The sequence below is a fragment of the Microbacterium sp. 10M-3C3 genome, assembly GCF_003931875.1.
Lineage (GTDB): Bacteria > Actinomycetota > Actinomycetes > Actinomycetales > Microbacteriaceae > Microbacterium.
Genome location: NZ_CP034245.1, coordinates 1,925,647 through 1,948,319, shown reverse-complemented (window position 1 = coordinate 1,948,319; position 22,673 = coordinate 1,925,647). Strand labels below are relative to the sequence as shown.

Here is a 22,673-nt window from a genome sequence, read left to right as displayed (position 1 = left end):
GGTGACACGGTGAGACAGAATCCGTCGTTCGCGATGACGGACGTCGGCGAGATCCGTCGGCTGATCGAGCGGCATCCGTGGGCGACGCTCGTGTCCAGCACGCCCGACGGGCTCGTCGCGTCGCACTACGCCGTGCTTCTCGACGACGATCGCGACGACCTCACGATCGTCGCGCACGTGGGCAAGCCCGACGATCTCATCCACGGCTTGGGGGAGCGGGAGCTCCTCGTGGTGCTCCAGGGCCCGCACGGCTACATCTCCCCGGCCTGGTACGGCGACGTCGCCGCCGTACCCACGTGGAATTTCGTCTCGGTGCACCTCTCGGGCATCCCCGAGATCCTCAGCGCCGAGGAGAACCTCCGCGTGCTCGACCGCCTCGTCGCGCGCTTCGAGAGCAGGCACGACGAGGCGCGGATGCTGTGGCAGACGCCGAACGACGCCGCCTTCGTCGAGCGGCTCGAGCGCGGCACCGTCGGCTTCCGGCTCACCCCGACGCGCGTCGTCGCGAAGCGCAAGCTCAGTCAGAACCGTTCTCCGGAGGTGGTCGACACGATCATCGCCGAGCTCTCCGGCGACGGCCCCTTCGCTCAGCCCGAGCTCGCGGCCGAGATGCGACGCGCGGCCGACGCGAGGCCGCGTCCGTGATCGGGAACGGTATCGGCACGATCCGCGCCGTGCGGATCACGGGCGCAGGGCGCGAGATGCTGCCCTCCGACGAGCCCATGGATGTCTTCCTGGACGGCGGGCGCGTCGCCGACATCGCGCCGCACGGCGCGCTCGCCGCGCGGGGGGAGGTGCTCGACGCGGACGGCGGATGGCTCGTCCCGGGGCTGTGGGACCACCACGTCCACGTCGTGCAGTGGGCCCTCGTCGGCACGCGCGTCGCGCTCGGCGAGGCCGTGACCGCAGCCGGGGCTGCCGCGATGCTCGGCGCGTCGCCGATCAGCGAGGGCCGACGCGTCGGCACCGGCTTCCGCGATGCGCTGTGGCCGGATGCCCCGAGCCTCGCGGTCATCGATGCCGCCACGGGCGACGTCCCGGCGTACATGATCAACGCCGACGTGCACAGCGTGTGGCTGAACTCCGCCGCCCTCCGCCGCGAGGGTTTCGACGCCGTGGACGGCGTGCTGCGAGAGGAGGACGCGTTCGAGATCTCGCGGCGGCTCAACGCGGTCGCGCCCGAGGTCGGCGACGCCCGTGTCGACGTGATCGCTCGCGAGGCGGCCGCGCGGGGCGTCGTGGGCATCGTGGATCTCGACATGGCGTGGAATCACGACGCGTGGGTGCGCCGCGTCGCCCGCGGCTTCGAGGCCCTCCGCGTCCGCTACGGGATCTACCCCGAGCACCTCGACCGGGCGATCGCCGCGGGTCTGCGATCGGGCGACGTCGTGCCGGGCGACATGTCCGGACTCGTCCGCACGGGCGCGCTCAAGGTCATCACCGACGGCTCGCTGGGCACCCGCACCGCGGCGTGCTCCCACGCGTATCCCGACGGCGGGCACGGACTGCTGACGGTGGGGGCGCGCGAGCTGGTCGACCTCATGACCCGGGCGACCGCCGCGGGGCTGGAGTGTGCGATCCACGCGATCGGCGACGTCGCCAACTCGGTGGCCCTGGACGCGTTCGCCCTCACCGGCGCCGCCGGGACCATCGAGCACGCGCAGCTCGTCGCCCATCGCGACATCCCGCGCTTCGCGCGGCTGGGGGTGGGCGCAAGCGTCCAGCCGGCCCACGCCCTGGACGACCGCGACCTGACCGACACCGTGTGGGCGGCGCAGACCGCGCAGCCCTATCCGCTGCGCGCGCTGTCCGACGCGGGAGCCAACCTGCTGTTCGGCTCGGATGCGCCGGTGTCGCCGCTCGACCCGTGGGCGGCCATGTCCGCCGCCGTCTTCCGCACGCGCGACGGCCGCGAGCCGTGGCAGCCGCACGAGAGCATCGCCATCGCGACGGCCCTCGCCGCCAGCACGGCCGGCGGATCGACCGACGGTGCCCGGATCGAGCCCGGCGCCGTCGCCGACCTCGCGGTGTGCGCGAGCGATCCGCTGACGGCGGACGAGGCGGGACTGCGGGGGATGACGGTCGTCGCGACGCTCCTGGAGGGTCGGCTCACGCACGTCTCATGACGCGCAAGAGCCCCCGGCGGATGCCGGGGGCTCTTGTCGAAGAAGTCAGGACGCGAGGTGCGCGAACAGGAACCAGCGGTCCTTGTCGAGGCCCCGCTTGATCTCGATGGCGACGTCCTGGCTGGTCACGTCGGTCTCCTCCAGTCCGTCGACCGCCGCCTGCAGGTCGGCCAGGACGGCGTCGATGTCGGAGATGACGGCGCGGATGATCACGTCGGACGGGGCGAAGCCGGCCGGCACGGCGGTCTGGGCGGCCTTGGCGGCAACCGTGCTCAGGCGCGAGTCGACGGGCAGGCCCAGGGCCACGATGCGCTCCGCGGCCAGGTCGGCCCAGTCCTGCGCGTGGGCGACGATCGTGTCCAGCAGCTCGTGCACGCCGACGAAGTTCGCGCCGCGCACGTGCCAGTGCGCCTGCTTGCCGTTGACGACGAGGGCCTCCAGGCCCATCACCACGGGGGAGAGGAACTGCGCCGTGGATGCGGCCATGGTGGTGTCGACGGTCGTGGCGGTCGGGATCTCGACGTTGCTCATGCTGTTCTCCTCCTCGGGCGGTCCGACGCCCATCGGATGAAACGCTACTCAGCGCGCATCATTCCGCAAGCAAGCGAAGGCTCGGCTAACGCCGCATCCGTCGTGCCGATCCCGGCGGACGGCGACGCGTCGACTACCGTCGAGGGGTGCCTCAACCCGACCAGCTCTCCGGACCGCAGAACCTCGGCGACCCCCGCGAGACGCCGCGCGCATTGCGGCCCGATCGCTCGCCCGAGCACGCGGAGCCCTCGAGGTTCCTGCCGCACGTGCAGGGCCTCCGGGCTATCGCCGTGCTGCTGGTCGTCCTCTACCACTTCTGGCCCGGGCGCCTCCCCGGCGGCTACGTCGGCGTCGACGTCTTCTTCGTGATCTCGGGCTTCCTCATCACGTCCCACCTCATGCGCGAGCTCGCCGCGACCGGCACGGTCCGGCTCGGGCAGTTCTGGGCCCGCCGCGCCCGGCGCCTGCTGCCGGCGTCCCTCCTGGTCCTGCTGTTCTGCGCCCTCGCGGCCATGACGCCGTACCTGACGCCTACGTCCGCGCTGCCGAACGAGGTGCAGGAGATCGTCGCCTCGACCTTCTACGTGCAGAACTGGCTCCTCGCCTTCACCTCCGCCGACTACCTCGGCCAGGGGGGCGAGCCGACGACGGTGCAGCACTACTGGTCGCTGTCGCTCGAGGAGCAGTTCTACGTCATGTGGCCACTGCTCATGCTTCTGGCGGCATGGATCGCGGTGAAGTGGTTCCGCGGTCGCACGCGCTCGACGGTCGTCGTCGTGCTGGGCGCCGTCTCGGTCGCCTCGTTCGTGTTCTGCGTCGTGTTCACGCTCACGAATCCGGCACCGGCGTACTTCGTGACGTTCGGACGCATGTGGCAGTTCGGCGTCGGCGCGCTCGTCGCTTTGGTGCCGCTCCTGCGCGTGAAGAATCCGCTCGTGAGCTTCGTGCTCGGGTGGGGCGGCATCTTGGTCCTGCTGTTCGTCGCCTTCCGCTTCGACGGTCAGACGCCGTTCCCGGGCTACGCGGCCGCGCTCCCGACGCTCGGCGCCGCGGCGATCATCGCGGCGTCGAACACCGAGCGCTGGTGGTATCCCACGCGCGTGCTCGCGGTGCGGCCGATGCGCTTCGTCGGCGACATCTCCTACTCGCTCTACCTGTGGCACTGGCCGCTCATCATCATCGCGCCGTCGGTGCCCTTCTGGGGGCTCACGATCTACCACCGCGTCGCGCTGCTGGTCATCTGCTTCGTGCTGGCGTGGCTCACCAAGCGCTTCGTGGAGGATCCGGTCCGCGGGTGGAAGAGGCTCACCGTCCGGCCGCCCAAGGTGTCGCTGTGGGCGTCGCTTGCGGCGATGCTGCTCGTGGCCGGCACCGCCGGCGCGGCGTGGGCCGTCAACGCGCCGGCCTACGAGGCGGGCGTGAAGGCGATCGCGCAGCTGCGGGCCGATCCGCCGCCGTGCTTCGGGGCCGCTGCGGTGCTCGACCCGTCGTGCGCCGGCACGGTCTCCGACACCATCCTCCCGGCGCCCGGCTTCGCAGGCGTCGACCGGCCGACCGACGAGCAGTGCTTCGTGCAGCTCAACGACGCGCGGCCGGAGTCGTGCGAGTTCGGATCGGATGCGGCGGACGCGCCGCGGGTCGTGCTCATCGGCGACAGCCACGCCTACCAGCTGCTGTCGACCTTCCAGCGCATGGCCGAGCGCAACGGCTGGCACCTCACGACGTTCTTCAAGGGCGCGTGCCCGTGGAACGCGACGCCGCTCGCGACCGCCGGGGCGTTCGGCGACGCGTGCACGACGTGGCGCGCCGGCGTCGCGGATGCGCTGTCCGGCATCAATGCCGACGTCGTCTTCACCGCCGCCCTCGCGACGACGCCGTACTCGTCCGCCGGATTCGACTCGGCGCACGACGCGGCCGTCGCCGGCTACCGCGAGGCGTGGGCGACCATGACCGATCGCGGCGTTCCCGTCATCACCGTGGTCGACAACCCGGTCTGGGAGACCGATCCCAACAAGTGCCTGCGCACGCGCGGCGCCGATCAGTGCGACGGCGCGCGTGCCGACGTGCTGAAGGAGGACGACCCGCTGCGGGCGGCCGCCGAGGGTGCGCCCGATGTCACGCTGCTGGACTTCACCGACGTGTACTGCGACGCCGACACGTGCTCGCCGGTCATCGGCGGCGCCGACGTCTACCGCGACCAGGACCACTTGACGGTGTCGTTCGTCGACTCCCTCGCGCCGCAGTTCGAGGCCGCGATCTCGGCGGCCCTCGCGGCGCGTCAGTAGGCTCGGGCGCATGTCCGTCGCCGCCGATGCCGCCGTCCTCGCCCTGCCGGGCGCCGTCCCCGCCCTCGATGACACCGCCTTCGTCGCATCCGGCGCCCGCATCGTCGGCGCCGTGACACTCGGGGCGGAGGCGAGCGTCTGGTACAACGCCGTGCTCCGCGGCGACAGCGCCGCGATCCGCATCGGCGCCGGCAGCAATCTCCAGGACAACGTGTCCGTGCACGTCGACGCGGGCCACGGCGTGACGATCGGCGAGAACGTATCGGTCGGACACAACGCCGTCGTCCACGGCTGCGAGATCGGCGACGGCTCGCTCATCGGCATGGGCAGTGTCGTGCTCTCCGGGGCGGTGATCGGCGCCGGATGCCTTGTGGCCGGGGGAGCGGTCGTCCTGGAAGGCACGGTCGTTCCCGACGGCTCGCTCGTCGCGGGCGTTCCCGCCAAGGTGCGGCGCCCGCTCACCGACGACGAGCGGGCGCGGCTGCTCCGCAACGCCGAGGTGTATCGCGAGCACGTGCGGACCCACTCGGCCGCCGTCGCCCCGTGAACGCTCCGCTGAGCCCGCACCCGCGCGCCGCTGCATGGATACAGCGACTGGGCCTCGAGGTGCTGGAGGGGGAGTCGGGCCGGTGGGCCGGCCGCTTCGTGTCGGAGGTGCCGCATACCGAGTCCGGCCGGCAGGACACGACCGCCTGCAACGCGATCTACTACCTGCTCGAGCCCGAGCGTCCGATCAACGCGTGGCACTGGCTCGCGAGCGATGACACGCATGTGCTGATCGACGGCGGCCCGGTCGAGTACATCGTCGTCGATCCTGCCGGCGACGTGCAGCGCATCGTCGTCGACGCGGAGACCCGTCCGATGATCTCGGTGCCGGCCGGATCGCACAAGGCCCTCCGACTCTGCGACCCGGACGGGTTCGCGCTGGTCGGCTCGGTGGTCGCCCCCGCGTGGGCACCCGACCGGGTGCGGATCGAGCCGCCCGCGCACGCGCGTCGGCCGCCGTGGCTCGACGATGCACTGATGGCGGAGCTCACCACGGGGGTAGCGTCTGGGCATGCGCATCGAGAGCCTGGCGCCTGACGAGGTCTTCGTCTTCGGATCGAACGCCTCGGGCGCACACGGCGGTGGAGCGGCCCGGTTCGCATACGACCGATTCGGTGCGGTCTGGGGTCAGTCCGAGGGGCTGCAGGGCCAGTCGTACGGGATCGATACGATGTCGGGTCTGGCGGTGTTCGAGGAGCAAGCGCACCGGTTCCTCGCGTTCGCGGCGCAGCATCCGGAGCTGCGGTTCTTGGTCACCGAAGTGGGCTGCGGGATCGCGGGCTACACGCCCGAGCAGGTCGCCGGATTCTTCGCCGGCGCCCCTGCGAACGTCGTGCTGCCGGAGTCGTTCGAGCGCGTGCTCGCCGCTGACGAGAAGACTGGGTGACCTCTGCCCTCGACGTGACCGCCCGTGATCTCCTGTTCAGAAGGGTGGGTCGCCGGGTGGTGGGTCGGGTTCGTCGCGGAAGATGACGTACCGTTCGGGTGGGTCGGTGGAGACTCTTCCGAGGGGGCTGGTCCAGCGGATGCTGCCGTCGCGCTGTTGGACGGGTTTCCAGGGTTTCTCGGTCTTCAACGTGTGGTGCCGTTTGCACAGGCACGCGAGGTTGCAGGCGTCGGTGGTGCCGCCGAGGGCCCAGTCGTGGTTGTGGTCGCGGTCGCACACGCGGGCGGGTCTGCGGCACCCGGGGAACCGGCAGTGGATGTCTCTGGCGGCGAGGTAGCGGTCGAGGTTGGCCGGTCTGCGGTAGGTGTCGGTCGCGAGGACGTGTCCGTGGATGGGGTGGGTGAAGACCCGCTCCCACGACGGCGCCTGCGCGAGCAGGCACCGGGCGGTGTCGGCGTCGACCGGGATCGCGCCGTCGAGGGTGGCCCCGCGGTCCGCGAGCCCGGCGGCGGTGACCGCAGGGATCACGATCGATGCGCGGGCGTGGATGGCGGCGAGCCCGCCGGCCGGTCCGCTGATCGCGCCGGTGGTCGGGTCGATCGTGGGGCCGCCGGTCAAGAGCAGATCGATGGCGATGTCCGCGCGGATCTGATCCAGGTTCCGCTCGTCGTACACGGCGTCGTCATCCGCATCCGCGTCGTCGGCCGGTCGCGCGACCTGCACGGTCTTGGTCTCGTGGGCTTGTTGGGTGATCCGGTCCCAGATGCCTTCGGCGAGGACGGTGGGCGTAATGATCCCAAGTTCGGACATGCTGTCGCCCCGGCGCTGCATCCACACCGTCCGTGTCTTCACCGCCTCCCGGTGACGTTCGGTGATGGAGCGGGGGTGGAGCTCCTCGACGACCTGTTCGGCGAACGCCTTCGTCCGCGGCGCCGTGTCCCGCAACGCCCGCTCCAGCACCGTCGCCTCGTACATGGCGCGGGCGTCTGCATCCTGTAGCGCCCGCCCTGTCTCGACGATGACCATCGCGTGCCGCGCCGAGATCCGACTCTCCGCCAGCGCGTCAAGGGTCGCCGTATAGCCGTCCACCAACTCCAGCGCCGCATGCATCCGGTTCTGCACCGCCCGGTCGTTCACCCGGGTGGCCAGCCCGATCTCTGCCGCGATTGATCGTTCTTCGAGTTCTCGCATCTGCACCGAGATCGGCTGGCTCGCGGCATGCTTCTTCGCGATCCGCAGCGCCGCCGCCATACTCACGATCTTGCTCGCCTCGCGCTCCGCGATCACCGCGTCATCGTCCACGATGCTCTCGATCAGCCGCGCGATGATCGCGTCATCGTCGTCACGATGAGCGATACTCGCGATGCCTCCCATACCCGTACTCAAGCATCAACCTCAGACATCGCCCCGACCCCGATCGGAGTGCGGCGTGAGCCTGTCGATACTCGGCTCAGCAGCTGATGGGGCCGACCTCGATCACAATGCAACCATCGAGGATGCGACCGGGGCCATCGGGAGTCGGCGCCGGTGCCGGAAGCTGCTGACGGGCCTGCCAGTCGAGACGCGCGTCGCCGGCGGAGGGGTGGAAGAGCGCGAACAGATCCATGGTGTCCAAGATACGGACTGGACTTGAAGTCCACATCCCCCGAAAAGATGAACATCGCGACATCTCGGTACGACGGAGGAGCAGGCGTGGACGTCCTGGCGGGAATCAAACCCGCACCATCAGCGAGGAAGATCCGTCCCGGCTCGATCCCGGAGCCCGCTATCCCGCGGAACCGCGTCGATGCCGGGGTCCTTGGTTTCGTCCCACGGGATCGTGTTGCGTCAGGTGAGGCCGAAAGGGTTCGGGTAGGGCACGCTCAGGGCGGCGCGCCAGGGCGACTGCTGTGCCCAGGCGGTTGCTTCTAGGCTGGTGTTCGCCGCGGGGCATCGAACGGCGGACGCGGACGACTCGAACGTAGTTCGAGAATTTGGAGCGCGTGGTTGCCCTCCCCGGCACCCTCCAGGCGTTGGCGGACAAGCACCTGACCCGCACGACCGGGTTCCCCGAGTAGCCCACGTTCACCCGGCCCGACGGTCGGTGGCTCACGCACGGCGGCCTGCAGCAGGCATGGGCGAGGGCGCGTCAGACGGCAGGCCACGCGCAGTTCCACGTCCACGCCGTGCGGCGCGCGGGGCTCACGCTGGCGGCGCTGGCCGGAGCCTCGTCGCGCGAACTCATGGCGCGCGCAGGCCACTGCACCACGGCGGCGGCGATGACCTGCCGGCACGTCGCGGAGGAGCGGAACGCGCTCGTTGCCGATCGCATGTACGCGCGCCGGAGCCGCGCTCGGCAAGAAGCGCGTCTCGCGCCTCGAAGCGGTCATCCGCCTGGAGTTGCCCAGCACGTGACACGCACCGTGCGGCACCGCCGAAGTACTCTCACGCCGTGAACCGCGCTCTGAGCCAGACGGAGACGCGCCGCCCGAACGGCACACGCGGAACACTCATGCTCCCGCGGCGGGTGGACGTATAGATCGCCCCTCGATCATCTGTGATGGTGACCTTGCACCAGACGGGGACGCGCGTTCCAGGCGTCTCGCCCTCGGCGGTGACCACTAGCGTGGCGTCGCTCACCCACTCTGCATCGATTCCCCGAGCGGCGAGATGCCTGGTGAGGTCGCCCTGAAGGAACCGAGCCAACCGTCCCACGTGCGCGGAGTGCGGATTCACGGTCCCCGCCAGGAGGTCGAAAGAGTAGGTCGCTCCGTCGCCCGCGCGCATCGCGAATGCGACGTGCGCGAGCGGCCAGTCGGGGTTGGCCGGAGAGTCGAACACGAAGTGCCCGCTGATGCCGTCAGCGGCGTCCGCAAGTTCGCGTCTGCGGGCCATCTGCCGTCCTCCTCCCGCCCGTCAGTATGAGGCCCCCACGCCGCCTCCGCGAGCGATTAGGGCACGGGGAGGGCACGGCCGGGTCAGGATGCGCCTATCAACGACACATCACCCGCTGGCGGAAAGGTCGTTTGACCTGGGGATAACGGTGTGGAGGGGATGACGGGAATCGAACCCGCACCATCAGTTTGGAAGACTGAGGCTCTACCATTGAGCTACATCCCCGCGGCGGCTCGCGCCGCACCGTCCCACTCTAGCCGACCGTCGAGATCGATCCCGCCAGGCGCCCGGGGAGCCAGATGCAGCGGCATCGGCGCCCGCACAGAGACCGTGCCGCCAGTTCGATTAGACTTTGCGGGGCCGTTCGTCGTGCGCGCACGAGCGCACCGCCCGGGGCGTAGCTCAGCTTGGTAGAGCGCCCGCTTTGGGAGCGGGAGGCCGCAGGTTCAAATCCTGTCGCCCCGACGACACCGACCCCTAGACCTGACATGACCGCGCTGTCGCGCGGACGATTGAGGAGAACGAACAGGCATGGTCAACAGCACCGTCGAGAAGCTCAGCCCGACCCGGGTGAAGCTGCACATCACGGTCTCGCCCGACGAGCTCAAGCCGAGCATCGCGCACGCGTACGAGCACATCGCGCAGGACGTGCAGATCCCCGGGTTCCGCAAGGGCAAGGTGCCCGCGCCGATCATCGACCAGCGCGTGGGCCGCGGCGCCGTCATCGAGCACGCCGTCAACGAGGGCCTCGACAAGTTCTACCGCGAGGCCGTGGAGGCGCAGGAGCTGCGCGTCATCGGCCGCCCGAGCGCCGAGATCGTCGAGCTGCCCGAGCTGAAGGACTACTCCGGCGACCTCGTCGTCGACGTCGAGGTCGACGTGCGTCCCGAGTTCGAGCTGCCCTCGCTCGAGGGCCTCACGATCACCGTCGACGCGACCGAGGTGGACGACGCCGCCGTCGAGGAGGAGCTCGACCGCCTCCGTGCGCGCTTCGGCACGCTCGTGACGGTCGACCGTCCCGCCGAGACCGGCGACTTCGTCGAGCTGGACCTCGTCGCCACGATCGACGGCACCGAGATCGACCGCGCCGAGGGCGTGTCGTACGAGGTCGGCTCGGGCGAGCTGCTCGAGGGCATCGACGAGGCGATCGAGTCGCTCACGGCGGGTGAGGACACCACGTTCCGCTCGAAGCTCATCGGCGGCGACCACGCCGGCGAGGAGGCCGAGGTGGCCGTCAGCGTCAAGGCCGTCAAGGAGCGCGAGCTGCCCGAGGCCGACGACGACTTCGCGCAGATCGCGAGCGAGTTCGACACCATCGGCGAGCTGCGCGAGTCGCTCAAGGAGCGCGTCGGCCAGCAGTCGGTGTTCACGCAGGGCTCGGCGGCGCGCGACAAGCTCGTCGAGGAGCTCCTCGCGAAGGTCGAGATCCCCGTCCCGCCCCAGCTCATCGAGGACGAGGTGCACTCCCACCTCGAGAACGAGGGCCGTCTCGAGGACGACACCCACCGCGCCGAGGTCACCGAGGCCAGCGAGAAGCAGTTCCGCACGCAGATGCTGCTGGACAAGATCGCCGAGGACGCGAACGTCCAGGTGTCGCAGGACGAGCTGACGCAGTACCTCATCCAGTCGGCCGCCCAGTACGGCATGGCCCCGCAGGAGTTCGTCGACGCGCTGCAGCAGGGCAACCAGCTGCCCGCCCTCGTCGGCGAGGTCGCTCGCAACAAGGCCCTCGCCGTCGCGCTCGGCAAGGTCACGGTCGTCGACTCCAACGGCAAGCCCGTCGACCTCACCGGCTTCGTCGCCGTCGACGACGACGCGGAGGACGAGGCCGCCGCCGAGGCGGATGTCGTCGAGGAGGCCGAGGAGATCGCCGACGCGGCTGCCGAGGCGGACGCCGTCGTCGAGGCCGAGGAGAAGCCCAAGAATAAGGCTCCCGCGCGCAAGAAGGCCGCTCCGAAGGAGTGATCGAAGCGAGAGGGGCGGATGCTGCGGCATCCGCCCCTCTCCTGTTTCCGGAAGGACGCGCATGAGGGACGACTGGCAGAGCCGAGTGGACGCGGTGTGGGCCGACGAGTCACTCGACGATCACGCGGTGATGGCGGCGATCGACGCCCTCGCCGCCGAGCGCGATGCCGACGACCCTGTCGCGCTGTTCGAGCGTGCCGGCGCCCGCGACTCCGCCGGCGAGGAGGCGGAGGCCGAAGTGCTCTACCGTCGCGCGCTCGAGCTCGGTCTCGACGACGAGCGGCAGACGCGCGCCGTCATCCAGCTGGCGAGCACCATCCGCAACCTCGGCAGGACCGAGGAGGCGCTGCGGATGCTGCGGTGCGAGTACGAGCGCCTGCCCCCGGGAGGCATGCGCGACGCCGCGGCCGCCTTCTACGCGCTCGCGCTCGTGAGTGCGGGAGAGGCCGAGACGGCCGCATCCATCGCGCTGGAGGCGCTCGCGCCCCACCTGCCGCTGTACACCCGGTCGGTGGCCGGTTACGCGCAGGAGATCGGCGAGCGACGCGCCTGATCTGCCCACGGCGAACACGCGCCGGGCGTCGTATGCCGATCGGTAGATTCGATGCCAGATCGAACGGAAACAGGAGCACACATGCCCGAACCCCTGGTCGCAACGAGCGTCTTCGACCGGCTGCTGAAGGACCGCATCATCTGGCTCGGCTCGGAGGTGCGTGACGACAACGCCAACGAGATCTGCGCCAAGATCCTGCTGCTGGCCGCGGAAGACCCGCAGAAGGACATCTACCTCTACATCAACTCGCCCGGCGGCTCCATCACGGCCGGCATGGCGATCTACGACACGATGCAGTTCGTGCCCAACGACATCGTCACCGTCGGCATCGGCATGGCTGCGTCGATGGGCCAGCTGCTGCTCACCGCGGGCACGAAGGGCAAGCGCTACATCACCCCGAACGCGCGCGTGCTGCTGCACCAGCCGCACGGCGGCTTCGGCGGGACGGCCAGCGACATCCAGACCCAGGCTCAGCTGATCCTGGACATGAAGAAGCGCTTGGCCGAGATCACGGCCGCCCAGACCGGCAAGTCGGTCGAGCAGATCAACGCCGACGGCGACCGCGACCGCTGGTTCTCCGCGGACGAGGCGCTCGAGTACGGCTTCGTCGACCACATCCGCGAGTCCGCGACCGACGTCGTCGGCGGCGGCGGGACTGCGGCCTGAGATCGCGTCGAGACGAGAAGGACACTGATATGCAGACCCCCACTTTCGGCGGCGTGAACCCGCAGGCCCTCCAGATGCCGGGCAGCCGCTACGTGCTCCCGCAGTTCGAGGAGCGCACGGCCTACGGCTACAAGCGCCAGGACCCGTACAACAAGCTGTTCGAAGACCGCGTGATCTTCCTCGGCGTGCAGGTCGACGACGCGTCGGCGGACGACGTCATGGCGCAGCTGCTGGTCCTGGAGAGCCAGGACCCCGACCGCGACATCATCATGTACATCAACTCGCCCGGCGGCTCGTTCACGGCGATGACGGCGATCTACGACACGATGCAGTACGTGTCGCCGCAGATCCAGACCGTCGTGCTGGGCCAGGCCGCGTCGGCGGCGGCCGTGCTGCTCGCGGCCGGCGCCCCCGGCAAGCGTCTCGCGCTGCCGAACGCCCGCATCCTGATCCACCAGCCCGCGATGGGCCAGGCCGGTCACGGCCAGGCGTCGGACATCGAGATCCAGGCGCAGGAGATCATGCGGATGCGCACGTGGCTCGAGCAGACGCTCGGCAAGCACTCCAACCGCAGCCCCGAGCAGGTCAACCGCGACATCGACCGCGACAAGATCCTCTCGGCCGAGGAGGCCGTCGAGTACGGCCTGGTCGACCAGGTGCTGACGACGCGCAAGCGGACGCCCGCGGCGCTCACGCGCTGACCATCGCCGAAGCCCCCGCCGCGCACCTGCCGGCGGGGGCTTCGGCGTTCCCGCGCACACCGGGCGTCGCAATACGCTCCGTTGTCGCCGACAGCGGTTAGGCTCGAAACACCCAGGGGGCGCCGGCCCCCGCCACGACGAGGAGGAGCCGGATGGCACGCATCGGTGAGAGCGCCGACCTGTTCAAGTGCTCCTTCTGCGGCAAGAGCCAGAAGCAGGTCCAGCAGCTGATCGCGGGCCCCGGCGTGTACATCTGCGACGAGTGCGTCGAGCTGTGCAACGAGATCATCGAGGAGCGCATGGCGGAGTCGTCCGCCGGCGTCGTGTCGGACTTCGACCTGCCGAAGCCGCGCGAGATCTTCTCGTTCCTCGAGGAGTACGTCGTCGGCCAGGACGCCGCAAAGCGGGCCCTGTCGGTCGCCGTCTACAACCACTACAAGCGCATCCGCGCGCACGGCACGCTCCAGCCCGCCGAGCAGCGCGCCGAAGAGGTCGACATCGCCAAGAGCAACATCCTGCTCCTCGGACCGACCGGCTGCGGCAAGACCTATCTGGCGCAGACCCTCGCGAAGCGACTCAACGTGCCCTTTGCGGTCGCTGATGCTACGGCCCTCACCGAGGCCGGATACGTCGGCGAAGACGTCGAGAACATCCTCTTGAAGCTCCTGCAGGCGGCCGACTTCGACACCAAGCGCGCCGAGACGGGCATCATCTACATCGACGAGGTCGACAAGATCGCCCGCAAGGCCGAGAACCCCTCGATCACCCGCGACGTGTCGGGCGAGGGCGTGCAGCAGGCGCTGCTGAAGATCCTCGAGGGCACGGTGGCGTCGGTGCCGCCGCAGGGCGGGCGCAAGCACCCGCACCAGGAGTTCATCCAGATCGACACCACGAACGTGCTCTTCATCGTGGCGGGCGCGTTCGCCGGCCTCGAGGAGATCATCTCGTCGCGCGTCGGCAAGCACGGCGTCGGCTTCGGCGCCCCGCTGCACGACAAGGGCGAAGACCTCAATCTGTTCAGCGAGGTGCTCCCCGAAGACCTGCACAAGTTCGGTCTCATCCCCGAGTTCATCGGGCGGCTCCCGGTCGTCGCCTCCGTGTCGCCGCTGGATCAGGAAGCGCTCATGGAGATCCTCACGGGACCCAAGAACGCGCTCGTGAAGCAGTACCAGCGCATGTTCGAGCTCGACGACGTGCAGCTCGAGTTCGAGGAGGACGCGCTGCGCGCGATCGCCGACCTCGCCGTCGCGCGCAAGACCGGCGCCCGCGGTCTGCGTGCGATCCTCGAGGACGTGCTCGGCCCGATCATGTTCGAGATCCCGTCCGCCGATGACGTCGCGAAGGTCATCGTGACGCGGGCCGCCGTCGAGGAGGGCGCCCCGCCCACGCTCGTGCTCGCGCAGAAGCGCAAGAGCGCCTGACGTCGGCGGGATGTCGGACGCGGCGCGTAGCGTCGCGACATGGACATCCGCCCCTTCCGCGTCGACGTCCCCGACGCCGTGCTCGGCGATCTGCGCGACCGACTCGGGCGCGCCCGCCTACTGCCCGATTCCCCCCGCCACATGCGCTCGGGGATGACGGCCGCGTACCTCGCGGAGCTCGTCGCATCGTGGCGGGACTTCGACTGGCGTGCGCGGGAGCGCTGGCTCAACGCGCACCCGCAGTACACGGTCGAGCTCGACGGAGCACGCGTGCACTTCCTGCATCGGCGCGCCGACGCCCATGACGCGCCCGCCCTCCTTGTCATGCACGGCTGGCCCCACACGTTCGCCATGCAGCTGGACTTCGCCGACCTGCTGCCCGACTTCCATGTCGTCGTGCCGAGCTTCCCGGGCTTCGCCTTCTCGTCGCCGTACGCCCAGGCCGAGATGTCGGAGCGACAGCTCGCGGCGACGATGCACCGGCTCATGACCGAGGTCCTGGGGTACGAGCGGTACGTCACGTACGGCGAGGACGTCTCGGCGAACGTGAACGACCTGCTCGCGTCGGCGCATCCGGAAACCGTCCAGGCGATCATCACGACGCATGCGCACTTCGGGACCCCGGAGGAGCGCCGCGCGCATGACGAGCCCGAGGTGACGGCGTTCTTCGCCCGGCTGGCGCGCGACCACGAGTCGGAAGGCGCCTACGGGCACGTGCAGGCGACGCGACCCGACACCCTCGCCGCCGCCCTCAACGACTCGCCGGCGGGCCTCGTCGCGTGGCTCGTGGAGAAGTTCGTCGAATGGGGCGACGCCGACACCGACGTGCCCGCGGCGGTGTTCATCCAGCGGCACGAGGCCGATTATCCGGAGGTGCTCGCGCGCGACTTCTATCGCGATCTGCGTGTGTTCGAGCGCCTCGACCGCGGTGGCCACTTCACTGTCGCCGAACGGCCGCACGAGATGGCCGAGCGCGTGCGTGCCTTCGTCGCGACGCTCTGACCTGGTTTCGGGTCAGTCGGTGAGGCCGCGGCGGGTCAGGAGCGGCTGCACGTCGGCGTCGCGCCCGCGGAAATCGCGGTAGGCCGCCAGCGGGTCCTTCGACCCGCCGACACTCAGCAGTCGCTCGCGGAACCGATCGCCGTTCTCGCGCGTGAGCCCGCCGTTCTCGCGGAACCATTCGACGGTGTCGGCGTCGAGCACCTCGCTCCAGATGTACGAGTAGTACCCGGCGCTGTAGCCGCCGGAGAAGACGTGCGCGAAGTACGCCGAGGAGTACCGCGTGGGGACCGCCGGGTTGTCCAGCCCGACGTCGGCCAGCGCGGCCGCCTCGAACTCCGCGACGTCGATGTCGCCCGCCGCATCCGCCGCCGACAGCGAGTGCCACGCCTGGTCGATCCACGAGGCGGCGAGGTACTCGCTCGTCGCGAAGCCCTGGTTGAAGGCCTCGGACGACTGCAGGCGCTCGATGACGTCGCGGGGAAGCGGCTCGCCCGTCTCGACGTGACGTGCGTAGTGGTCGACGATCTCCGGCCAGAAGATCCACATCTCGTTGACCTGGCTGGGGAACTCGACGAAGTCGCGGAACACCGCGGTCCCGGCGAAATGCGGATACTCGACGCGCGCGAAGAGGCCGTGCAGCGCGTGCCCGAACTCGTGGAACAGCGTCGTGACCTCGTCGAGGGTGAGGAGCGTGGGTGTTCCCGGGGCGGGCTTGGCCACGTTGAGGTTGTTGACCACCACCGGCGACGTGCCGCCGAGGCCCGACTGCGACACGATCGAGTTCATCCACGCGCCACCGCGCTTGGTGTCCCGCGTGTACAGGTCGAGCACGAACAGCCCGAGCGACGATCCGTCGGGCTCGAACACCTCGAACACCCGCGCGTCGGGGTGGTAGGCGCGCAGGTCGGTGCGCTCGGTGATCGTGATGCCGTACAGACGCTCGGCGGCGTAGAAGACGCCGTCGCGCAGCACCCGCTCCGCCTCGAACCACGGACGCAGCGCCGCGACGTCGAGGTCGTACTCCGCCGCACGCACCTTCTCGGTGTAGAACGCCCAGTCGTGCGCCTCGAGCGCGAACGGCTCGCTCTCGCGATCGATCATCGCCTGCAGCTTCTCCTGCTCGGCCCGGGCGTTGCGGGCGGCAGGCGCGGCGAGGCGCACGAGCATGTCGCGCACGGCGTCGGGAGAGCCGGCGGTCTGATCGGCCGTCACGTAGGCGGCGTGGCTCGGATAGCCCAGCAGCTGCGCCCGCTCGGCACGCAGGCGCACGATCTCCCGCAGGACGTCGCGGTTGTCGTGCGCGTTGCCCCGGCTCCCGCGCGCCCGCGAGGCCTCCAGCAGCCGCCGCCGGCTCTCGCGGTCGGTGAGGCTCGAGAGGTACGGGTGACCGGTGAAGAGGGTCAGTGTCACGACGTGGCGGCCGGCGAGGCCGCGTTCGGCCGCCGCGGCGGCGGTCGCCGAGAGCTCGCCCGCGGAGAGACCGTCGAGCTGCGCGGCGTCGTCGAACACGACGGCGAGGTCGTTCGTGTCGGCGAGCAGGTTCTTCTCGAACGTCGTCGTGAGGGTCGAGAGGCGCTGGTTGATCGCGGTCAGCCGCTGCTTGGACGCGTCGTCGAGTCCGGCTCCCGCGCGCGACATCTCCGTGTAGCGGCGCTCGACGAGGTAACGCTGCTCCGGCGACAGTGCGAGCTCGCCGCGACGCTCGTAGAGCGACGCGATTCGGGCGAACAGCGCCGCGTCGAGCAGGATCGCGTCCTGGTGGGCGGAGATGCGCGGCGCCAGGACCTCCTCGATCTCCTGGATCTCGGGTGTCGCGTCGGCCGAAGACACCGTGTAGAACGTCCGCGCGACCCGGCCCAGCAGCTCTTCGCTCTCCTCGAGCGCGCGCAGCGTGTCGTCGAAGGTGGCCTCGCCGGACTGCGCGGTGATCGCGTCGACGGCCTGGCGCTGCATCCGCATCGCCTCGTCGAAGGCGGGCAGATAGTGCTGGGGGCGGATCGCGGCGTAGTCGGGCAGTCCGTGGGGGAGGGTGCTGGCGGCCAGCACCGGATTGGAGGAGTCCATCGGCCCAGCGTATCGGCGACGGACACGGTGCCGCCATTCATTTGCAAAGAAAAGCTTGCATAATTCTCGATGCAAAGATATGTTTGCAGTCATGACCGAGACCCCATCCGCGACCCCACCGGAGCGCCGCGACCGCGTCCTCGACGCCGGTGCGCTGCGGGCGATGGCGCACCCGCTGCGGGTGAAGATCTTCGACATCCTCAGCCAGTACGGTCCCCAGACCGCGAGCTCCCTCGCGAGCACGCTGGGGGAGTCGTCGGGAGCGACGAGCTACCACCTGCGGGCACTCGCCAAGCACGATCTCATCCGCGAGGTCGCCGACCGCGGCACCGGGCGCGAGCGCTGGTGGGAGCGTCCCGCGGGTGGCATCCAGTTCGGCGACCCCGAATCGGTGCGCTCGCCCTCCGGTCGCGCCGCGATGTACCTCGTCATGAACGAGACCCTCAACCGACGTCATCAGCTGCTGCTGCAGTTCGTCGGCACCGCCGCGGAGAACGAGCCCAAGCGCTGGCAGGAGGGGACGCTCGTCTCCACCGCCACGGCGCGTCTCACGCCCGCGCAGATGGCCGACCTCTCGCACCGCATGCAGGCCCTCATCGACGAGACCGTCGACGCCTACCGCGACCAGCGGGGCGACGACGTGCGCCCAGTCACGATGCGGGCCGACGTCTTCCCCCTGCCCCCGGAAGGAGCACTGCCATGACCGCCCTCCTCGCCACCGGCGTCATCCGCGACGCGTCCCGCTCCGAGCGTGCCGTGCTGCGCCTGTCGGCGGCCCTGCAGGCGGCCGTCCTCGCCCACGCCGCCCGGCGTCAGGAGCGCGGCCGGCGCGAGCGCGCCATCGCCGCTGCCGTGGCCGTCGCCGACATCCGTCGCGCGTGCGTGCACGTCAGCCTGCTGCCGCGGTGACCGGCGCCGGGACCCGTCGCGGCGCGCGGAGCGATCGTCTCGGGGGCGACTTCGGTCGCCTGTGGACGGCGGCGGCCTCCAGCAACCTCGCCGACGGCCTCGTGCGCACCGCCATCCCGCTCGCCGCCACGACGCTCACCGACGACCCGCTCGTCATCTCGCTGTTCGCCGCCGCCGCGTTCGTGCCGTGGCTGCTGTTCGGCATGTTCGCCGGAATCCTCGTCGACCGGTTCGATCGGCGGATGCTGATGGCCGCCGCCGACGCGGTGCGTGCGGTCGTCGGCGCCGGCCTCGCGCTCCTGGCGGTCTCCGGGTCGCTCGACATCACGGCGTTGCTCGTGGGCACGCTGCTGTTCGGGGCCGGCGAGACGGTGTTCGACAACGCCACCAACGCCGTCGTGCCGAGCGTCGTCGAGCGCCGCCACCTGGACCGCGCGAACGGGCGCATCCAGCTCGTGCAGATCGCCGTCGACTGGTTCGTCGCGACACCGCTGGCCGGCGTGCTCTTCGCGCTCGCGGTGGCGGTGCCCCTCGTCGCGGGCGGCGTGGGCTACCTCGCGCCCGTCTTCCTCGTCCTCCTGCTGCCCCGTCGAGCGGCGCGCGCAGCCCGCGAGCCGGATGCAGCGGCTGCGCGGCCGCGCGTCGGCGGCGGCGAGGCGCTGCGCTACCTGTGGACCCACCGGTACCTGCGCGCGATGGTCGTCTTCACCTCGATCGTCGGCAGCGCGCTGAGCTTCGCGCAGGCCGCGACCATCCTGTACTTCCTCGACGCGCAGCGCGTGCCGCCGGCCGCCGTCGGCTTCATCACGGCGGGCATCGGCGTCGGCGCGCTGCTGGGATCGCTCGTGTCGCCGCGCCTCGTCGCGCGTTTCGGCAGGGGTCCGGTCATGGTCGCGGCGAACCTCGTGTGCGCGACCGGTATGGCGGCCACGTGGCTCGCGCCCGAGGTCTTCTCCGCGGTGGCGTCGTATGCGCTGTTCGCGTTCGCGGTCGCGGTGTGGAACGTGCCGTGGGGCGCGCTGCGTCAGCAGGTCGTGCCCGCGGCGCTCTTCGGGCGCGTCCTGGGGATCATCCGCACCGTCACGTGGGGCCTGTTCCCGGTCGCGACGGTCATCGGCGGCTGGGTGGCCCGCATCGATCTGCGGCTGCCCTTCGGGATCGCCGCGGCCGTCGTGCTCGTTGCGACGCTCGCGTGCCTCCGCCTCCTCGTGCGGGGCACGCGCGAGGCCGGTGCCGAGGCCGTCGCCGCCTAGCGTGGGGCGGGTCTAGGCGAACTCGTCCTCGTCGTCCTTGCGGACCACGGCCTGGCCGTCGGCGTCGAGTGACACGATGACGCCGGTGTCGAGCTCGGCGACCGGCCGGCCCTCGAGCCATGTCAGCGTCCAGCGCGGAGTGGGCTGGTGCGCGAGCTGATCCGCCGGCAGCAGCCGCTCGACGGCGGCGATCTGCGCGTGCAGGGCGACCGGAACGGCGGCGGGGGGCTTCTCGCCCGAGGTCCAGCGAGTGCCGAGTTGCATCATTCCTCCGTGGGGGCCAGTCGGATGTCGGTCACGGCCGTCGTCGGCGCCTCGACGAAGGCGATGTCGGCGATGCGGCCGACCGCGCGCAGGTCGCCCTCGGCCAGCTGCAGCAGATCGGCGCGGGGCGTCGCGATCGTCACGGCCGCCACCGGCGTCTTCTGCGACACCTTCGCCTCGGTCTTCGCGCGGCGGACGCCGATGAGCGCCTCGCCGACGGCGGCGAGCACCGCCGGGTCGCCCGCGATCTCGAGCGGCTCGGGCCACGGCGCGCGGTGCACGGAGCCCTCGTTGAACCACGACCATGTCTCCTCGGCCGCGAACGCGAGCACGGGCGCGAACAGGCGCACGAGCGTCGACAGCGCGACGCGCAGGGCGAGCGCCGCCGACGCCTGGCCGACGTCCGAGCGGTCGTACGCGCGCTCTTTGACGAGCTCGAGGTAGTCGTCGCAGAAGGTCCAGAAGAACGACTCGGTCACCTCGAGCGCGCGCGCGTGGTCGTACGCCTCGAGGGCTTTGGTCGCTTCGCGTACGACATCGTCCAGCGTGGCCAGCATCGACGCGTCGAGGGCGTGCGTGACCTCGGCGCCCTCGGGCACGGGAAAGGACAGCACGAACTTCGCGGCGTTGAGGAGCTTGATCGCGAGCCGCCGGCCGATCTTGATCTGCGTGGGGTTCTGCGGGTCGAACGCCGCGTCGGTGCCGAGGCGGCTCGACGCCGCCCAGTAGCGCACGGCGTCGGAGCCGTGCTGGGCGAGGATGTCGGCGGGCGTCACGACGTTGCCCTTCGACTTCGACATCTTCTTGCGGTCGGGGTCGACGATGAAGCCTGAGATCGCCGCATCCGTCCACGGCGAGCGCCCGTCCTCGAGGGCGCTGCGCAGGAGCGTGGAGAACAGCCACGTGCGGATGATGTCCTGACCCTGCGGTCGCAGATCGAACGGCGCCACCGTCTGCCACAGCTCGGGGTCGCGCTCCCAGCCGCCGGCGAGCTGCGGCGTGAGGGAGGAGGTCGCCCACGTGTCGAAGATGTCGCGCTCGGCATCGAAGCCGCCGGGCACGCCGCGCTGGTCCTCGGTGTAGCCGGGCGGCACGTCGGTCGTCGGGTCGACGGGCAGCGCGGCGGCGTCGGGCGTGAGCACGCGGGAGTAGTCCCGCTCGCCGTCGTCGTCGAGGGCGTACCAGACCGGAATCGGCACGCCGAAGAAACGCTGGCGCGACACGAGCCAGTCGCCCGTCAGGCCGTTCGTCCAGTTCTCGTAGCGCACGCGCATGAAGTCGGGGTGCCACGACACCTCGCGACCGAGGCCGATGAGGCGCTCGCGCAGGTCGGCGTCGCGCGCGCCGTTGCGGACGTACCACTGGCGCGTCGAGACGATCTCAAGCGGTCGATCGCCCTTCTCGTAGAACTTCACCGCGTGCGAGAAGGGCGTGGACACCTCGAGCAGCTCGCCGGATTCCTGCAGCAGCTCGACGATGCGCTTCTTGGCGCTGAAGACGGTCTTGCCCGCCAGCTCCGCGTACGCGGCGCGCGCTGCATCCGTCGTGATCACGTCGGGCGCCTCGGCGATGACGCGGCCGTCGCGGCCGAGGATCGTGCGGTTGGGCAGATCCAGCTCGCGCCACCAGATGATGTCGGTCACGTCGCCGAAGGTGCAGATCATCGCGACGCCCGAGCCCTTGTCCTGCTGGGCGAGCGGGTGGGCGAGGATCGGCACCTCGACGTCGAACAGCGGCGTGCGCACCGTCGAGCCGAACAGCGGCTGGTAGCGCGGGTCGTCCGGGTGTGCGACGAGCGCCACGCACGCGGGGAGGAGCTCCGGCCGGGTGGTCTCGATGAGCACGTCGGCGGCGCCGTCGGTGCGGTGGAACGCGAGCCGGTGGTACGAGGCCTGCTGCTCGCGGTCCTCGAGCTCGGCCTGCGCGATCGCCGAGCGGAAGTCGATGTCCCACAGGGTGGGCGCGAGGGACTGGTACGCCTCGCCGCGCTCCAGGTTGCGAAGGAACGCCAGCTGGCTCGTGCGGATCGTGTCGTCGGAGATCGTGCGGTAGGTCTGCGTCCAGTCCACGCTCAGCCCGAGCGCGCGCCACACGTCCTCGAACGCCTTCTCGTCCTCGACGGTGAGCTCTTCGCACAGCTCGATGAAGTTGCGCCGGCTGATCGGCTGCTGGTCGGCGGCCTTGGACGACTTGTTGTCGCCGCCGCGGTACGGCGGCTCGAAGTCGGGGTCGTAGGGGAGCGAAGGGTCGCACCGCACGCCGTAGTAGTTCTGCACGCGACGCTCGGTGGGCAGGCCGTTGTCGTCCCACCCCATCGGGTAGAACACCGTCTTGCCGCGCATGCGCTCGAAGCGCACCTTGACGTCGGTGTGCGTGTAGCTGAACACGTGCCCGATGTGCAGGCTCCCGGATGCCGTCGGGGGTGGCGTGTCGACGGAGAACACGCCGGCCTTGCCGCGCTCGACCGCGGTCGCGCGGTCGAACAGGTACGTGCCGGCGTCGGACCACGCCGCATCCCACTTCTGCTCGAGGCCTTCCAGGGCGGGCTTGTCGGGGATTCGCGCGTCGGCCACAGGGGGTCTCCTCGATATGTGCGGCACCGTGTGTGCGTGCCTGAGTGTGGGAAC

The 22,673-nt window shown here is 70.5% G+C and carries 22 protein-coding genes and 2 tRNA genes; 16 read left to right on the top strand and 8 right to left on the bottom strand.

Annotation, left to right across the window (positions count from 1 at the left end):
* Positions 1-9: 9 nt before the first annotated feature.
* Positions 10-645 (top strand): FMN-binding negative transcriptional regulator, encoded by a 636-nt coding sequence (locus EI169_RS09340; protein ID WP_205783768.1) that lies wholly within the window; start codon positions 10-12, stop codon positions 643-645.
* Positions 646-701: 56 nt separating this feature from the next.
* Positions 702-2,126, top strand: coding sequence for an amidohydrolase family protein (locus EI169_RS09335; RefSeq protein ID WP_125133406.1), 1,425 nt, complete (start codon positions 702-704; stop codon positions 2,124-2,126).
* Between the two features lie 45 nt (positions 2,127-2,171).
* Here the strand turns inward: EI169_RS09335 and EI169_RS09330 are convergent, their stop codons facing one another.
* On the bottom strand, positions 2,172-2,657 hold the full coding sequence (locus EI169_RS09330) for a DNA starvation/stationary phase protection protein (protein WP_125132079.1): 486 nt from the start codon (positions 2,655-2,657) through the stop codon (positions 2,172-2,174).
* 146 nt (positions 2,658-2,803) lie between these two features.
* Here EI169_RS09330 and EI169_RS09325 point away from each other — a divergent pair, with 146 nt between their 5' ends.
* The 4 genes from EI169_RS09325 to EI169_RS09310 are packed head-to-tail and all read left to right on the top strand — an operon-like array spanning position 2,804 to position 6,374.
* On the top strand, positions 2,804-4,942 hold the full coding sequence (locus EI169_RS09325; RefSeq protein ID WP_125132078.1) for an acyltransferase family protein: 2,139 nt from the start codon (positions 2,804-2,806) through the stop codon (positions 4,940-4,942).
* Between the two features lie 10 nt (positions 4,943-4,952).
* Positions 4,953-5,489, top strand: coding sequence for a gamma carbonic anhydrase family protein (locus EI169_RS09320; RefSeq protein WP_125132077.1), 537 nt, complete (start codon positions 4,953-4,955; stop codon positions 5,487-5,489).
* A complete protein-coding gene (locus EI169_RS09315; RefSeq protein WP_125132076.1) occupies positions 5,486-6,025 on the top strand; it encodes a cupin domain-containing protein in 540 nt (179 codons plus the stop codon). The genes EI169_RS09320 and EI169_RS09315 overlap by 4 nt, the downstream gene beginning before the upstream one ends.
* Positions 6,000-6,374, top strand: a complete 375-nt coding sequence (locus EI169_RS09310) for a hypothetical protein (RefSeq protein WP_125132075.1) — start codon at positions 6,000-6,002, stop codon at positions 6,372-6,374. Before EI169_RS09315 ends, EI169_RS09310 begins: the two co-directional genes overlap by 26 nt.
* A 36-nt stretch (positions 6,375-6,410) precedes the next feature.
* On the opposite strand, the gene EI169_RS09305 is transcribed toward EI169_RS09310, so the two are convergent.
* The 4 genes from EI169_RS09305 to EI169_RS09295 all read right to left on the bottom strand — a co-directional run bounded on the left by EI169_RS09305 (position 6,411) and on the right by EI169_RS09295 (position 9,473).
* Entirely contained in the window at positions 6,411-7,748 is a 1,338-nt protein-coding gene (locus EI169_RS09305; protein WP_125132074.1) for an HNH endonuclease signature motif containing protein, read from the bottom strand.
* 76 nt (positions 7,749-7,824) lie between these two features.
* A complete protein-coding gene (locus EI169_RS16585) occupies positions 7,825-7,980 on the bottom strand; it encodes a hypothetical protein (protein ID WP_164515477.1) in 156 nt (51 codons plus the stop codon).
* 818 nt (positions 7,981-8,798) lie between these two features.
* Positions 8,799-9,248, bottom strand: a complete 450-nt coding sequence (locus EI169_RS09300) for a hypothetical protein (protein ID WP_125132073.1) — start codon at positions 9,246-9,248, stop codon at positions 8,799-8,801.
* Between the two features lie 151 nt (positions 9,249-9,399).
* Positions 9,400-9,473 (bottom strand) — tRNA-Gly (locus EI169_RS09295).
* 166 nt (positions 9,474-9,639) lie between these two features.
* Here EI169_RS09295 and EI169_RS09290 point away from each other — a divergent pair.
* The 7 genes from EI169_RS09290 to EI169_RS09260 all read left to right on the top strand — a co-directional run bounded on the left by EI169_RS09290 (position 9,640) and on the right by EI169_RS09260 (position 15,556).
* A tRNA-Pro gene (locus tag EI169_RS09290) sits at positions 9,640-9,713 on the top strand.
* 66 nt (positions 9,714-9,779) lie between these two features.
* Positions 9,780-11,213 (top strand): trigger factor, encoded by a 1,434-nt coding sequence (tig, locus tag EI169_RS09285; protein ID WP_125132072.1) that lies wholly within the window; start codon positions 9,780-9,782, stop codon positions 11,211-11,213.
* A 61-nt stretch (positions 11,214-11,274) separates the two neighbouring features.
* The gene (locus EI169_RS09280) at positions 11,275-11,766 is read left to right on the top strand and encodes a tetratricopeptide repeat protein (protein ID WP_125132071.1); all 492 of its coding nucleotides are present in this window, start codon (positions 11,275-11,277) and stop codon (positions 11,764-11,766) included.
* A 51-nt stretch (positions 11,767-11,817) separates the two neighbouring features.
* Positions 11,818-12,432: an ATP-dependent Clp protease proteolytic subunit gene (locus EI169_RS09275; RefSeq protein ID WP_125132070.1), complete on the top strand. Its 615-nt coding sequence runs from the start codon at positions 11,818-11,820 to the stop codon at positions 12,430-12,432.
* Positions 12,433-12,461: 29 nt separating this feature from the next.
* Positions 12,462-13,133, top strand: coding sequence for an ATP-dependent Clp protease proteolytic subunit (locus EI169_RS09270; protein WP_125132069.1), 672 nt, complete (start codon positions 12,462-12,464; stop codon positions 13,131-13,133).
* A gap of 152 nt (positions 13,134-13,285) precedes the next feature.
* On the top strand, positions 13,286-14,554 hold the full coding sequence (gene clpX / locus EI169_RS09265; protein WP_125132068.1) for an ATP-dependent Clp protease ATP-binding subunit ClpX: 1,269 nt from the start codon (positions 13,286-13,288) through the stop codon (positions 14,552-14,554).
* A 39-nt stretch (positions 14,555-14,593) separates the two neighbouring features.
* Positions 14,594-15,556, top strand: coding sequence for an epoxide hydrolase family protein (locus tag EI169_RS09260; RefSeq protein ID WP_125132067.1), 963 nt, complete (start codon positions 14,594-14,596; stop codon positions 15,554-15,556).
* A 12-nt stretch (positions 15,557-15,568) separates the two neighbouring features.
* Here the strand turns inward: EI169_RS09260 and EI169_RS09255 are convergent, their stop codons facing one another.
* Positions 15,569-17,620: a M3 family metallopeptidase gene (locus EI169_RS09255; RefSeq protein WP_125132066.1), complete on the bottom strand. Its 2,052-nt coding sequence runs from the start codon at positions 17,618-17,620 to the stop codon at positions 15,569-15,571.
* A 91-nt stretch (positions 17,621-17,711) separates the two neighbouring features.
* On the opposite strand from EI169_RS09255, the gene EI169_RS09250 reads away from it, so the two are divergent.
* From EI169_RS09250 to EI169_RS09240, 3 genes are read left to right on the top strand one after another with little or no spacing between them, the layout of a single operon-like run.
* Complete coding sequence (locus EI169_RS09250) at positions 17,712-18,323, top strand: helix-turn-helix domain-containing protein (RefSeq protein ID WP_240640387.1); 612 nt, start codon at positions 17,712-17,714, stop codon at positions 18,321-18,323.
* Complete coding sequence (locus EI169_RS09245) at positions 18,320-18,529, top strand: hypothetical protein (protein ID WP_125132065.1); 210 nt, start codon at positions 18,320-18,322, stop codon at positions 18,527-18,529. Before EI169_RS09250 ends, EI169_RS09245 begins: the two co-directional genes overlap by 4 nt.
* Positions 18,526-19,782: an MFS transporter gene (locus tag EI169_RS09240; RefSeq protein ID WP_125132064.1), complete on the top strand. Its 1,257-nt coding sequence runs from the start codon at positions 18,526-18,528 to the stop codon at positions 19,780-19,782. Before EI169_RS09245 ends, EI169_RS09240 begins: the two co-directional genes overlap by 4 nt.
* 12 nt (positions 19,783-19,794) lie before the next feature.
* Here the strand turns inward: EI169_RS09240 and EI169_RS09235 are convergent, their stop codons facing one another.
* Both EI169_RS09235 and valS read right to left on the bottom strand, forming a co-directional pair.
* Positions 19,795-20,046, bottom strand: a complete 252-nt coding sequence (locus EI169_RS09235; RefSeq protein ID WP_125132063.1) for a hypothetical protein — start codon at positions 20,044-20,046, stop codon at positions 19,795-19,797.
* Positions 20,046-22,619 carry a valine--tRNA ligase gene (gene valS / locus EI169_RS09230; RefSeq protein WP_125132062.1) on the bottom strand — a complete coding sequence of 858 codons (2,574 nt, stop codon included), beginning with the start codon at positions 22,617-22,619 and terminating at the stop codon, positions 20,046-20,048. The genes EI169_RS09235 and valS overlap by 1 nt, the downstream gene beginning before the upstream one ends.
* Between the last annotated feature and the right edge of the window lie 54 nt (positions 22,620-22,673).

Excerpts from the sequence above, each read along its gene's own strand:
- EI169_RS09335 (WP_125133406.1), top strand. The coding sequence starts at position 702 with ATGCTGCCCTCCGACGAGCCCATGGATGTCTTCCTGGACGGCGGGCGC.
- EI169_RS09330 (WP_125132079.1), bottom strand. The coding sequence starts at position 2,657 with ATGAGCAACGTCGAGATCCCGACCGCCACGACCGTCGACACCACCATG.
- EI169_RS09320 (WP_125132077.1), top strand. The coding sequence starts at position 4,953 with ATGTCCGTCGCCGCCGATGCCGCCGTCCTCGCCCTGCCGGGCGCCGTC.
- EI169_RS09310 (WP_125132075.1), top strand. The coding sequence starts at position 6,000 with ATGCGCATCGAGAGCCTGGCGCCTGACGAGGTCTTCGTCTTCGGATCG.
- EI169_RS09305 (WP_125132074.1), bottom strand. The coding sequence starts at position 7,748 with ATGGGAGGCATCGCGAGTATCGCTCATCGTGACGACGATGACGCGATC.
- EI169_RS16585 (WP_164515477.1), bottom strand. The coding sequence starts at position 7,980 with ATGGATCTGTTCGCGCTCTTCCACCCCTCCGCCGGCGACGCGCGTCTC.
- EI169_RS09300 (WP_125132073.1), bottom strand. The coding sequence starts at position 9,248 with ATGGCCCGCAGACGCGAACTTGCGGACGCCGCTGACGGCATCAGCGGG.
- tig (WP_125132072.1), top strand. The coding sequence starts at position 9,780 with ATGGTCAACAGCACCGTCGAGAAGCTCAGCCCGACCCGGGTGAAGCTG.
- EI169_RS09280 (WP_125132071.1), top strand. The coding sequence starts at position 11,275 with ATGAGGGACGACTGGCAGAGCCGAGTGGACGCGGTGTGGGCCGACGAG.
- EI169_RS09275 (WP_125132070.1), top strand. The coding sequence starts at position 11,818 with ATGCCAGATCGAACGGAAACAGGAGCACACATGCCCGAACCCCTGGTC.
- EI169_RS09270 (WP_125132069.1), top strand. The coding sequence starts at position 12,462 with ATGCAGACCCCCACTTTCGGCGGCGTGAACCCGCAGGCCCTCCAGATG.
- clpX (WP_125132068.1), top strand. The coding sequence starts at position 13,286 with ATGGCACGCATCGGTGAGAGCGCCGACCTGTTCAAGTGCTCCTTCTGC.
- EI169_RS09260 (WP_125132067.1), top strand. The coding sequence starts at position 14,594 with ATGGACATCCGCCCCTTCCGCGTCGACGTCCCCGACGCCGTGCTCGGC.
- EI169_RS09255 (WP_125132066.1), bottom strand. The coding sequence starts at position 17,620 with ATGGACTCCTCCAATCCGGTGCTGGCCGCCAGCACCCTCCCCCACGGA.
- EI169_RS09250 (WP_240640387.1), top strand. The coding sequence starts at position 17,712 with ATGACCGAGACCCCATCCGCGACCCCACCGGAGCGCCGCGACCGCGTC.
- EI169_RS09245 (WP_125132065.1), top strand. The coding sequence starts at position 18,320 with ATGACCGCCCTCCTCGCCACCGGCGTCATCCGCGACGCGTCCCGCTCC.
- EI169_RS09235 (WP_125132063.1), bottom strand. The coding sequence starts at position 20,046 with ATGCAACTCGGCACTCGCTGGACCTCGGGCGAGAAGCCCCCCGCCGCC.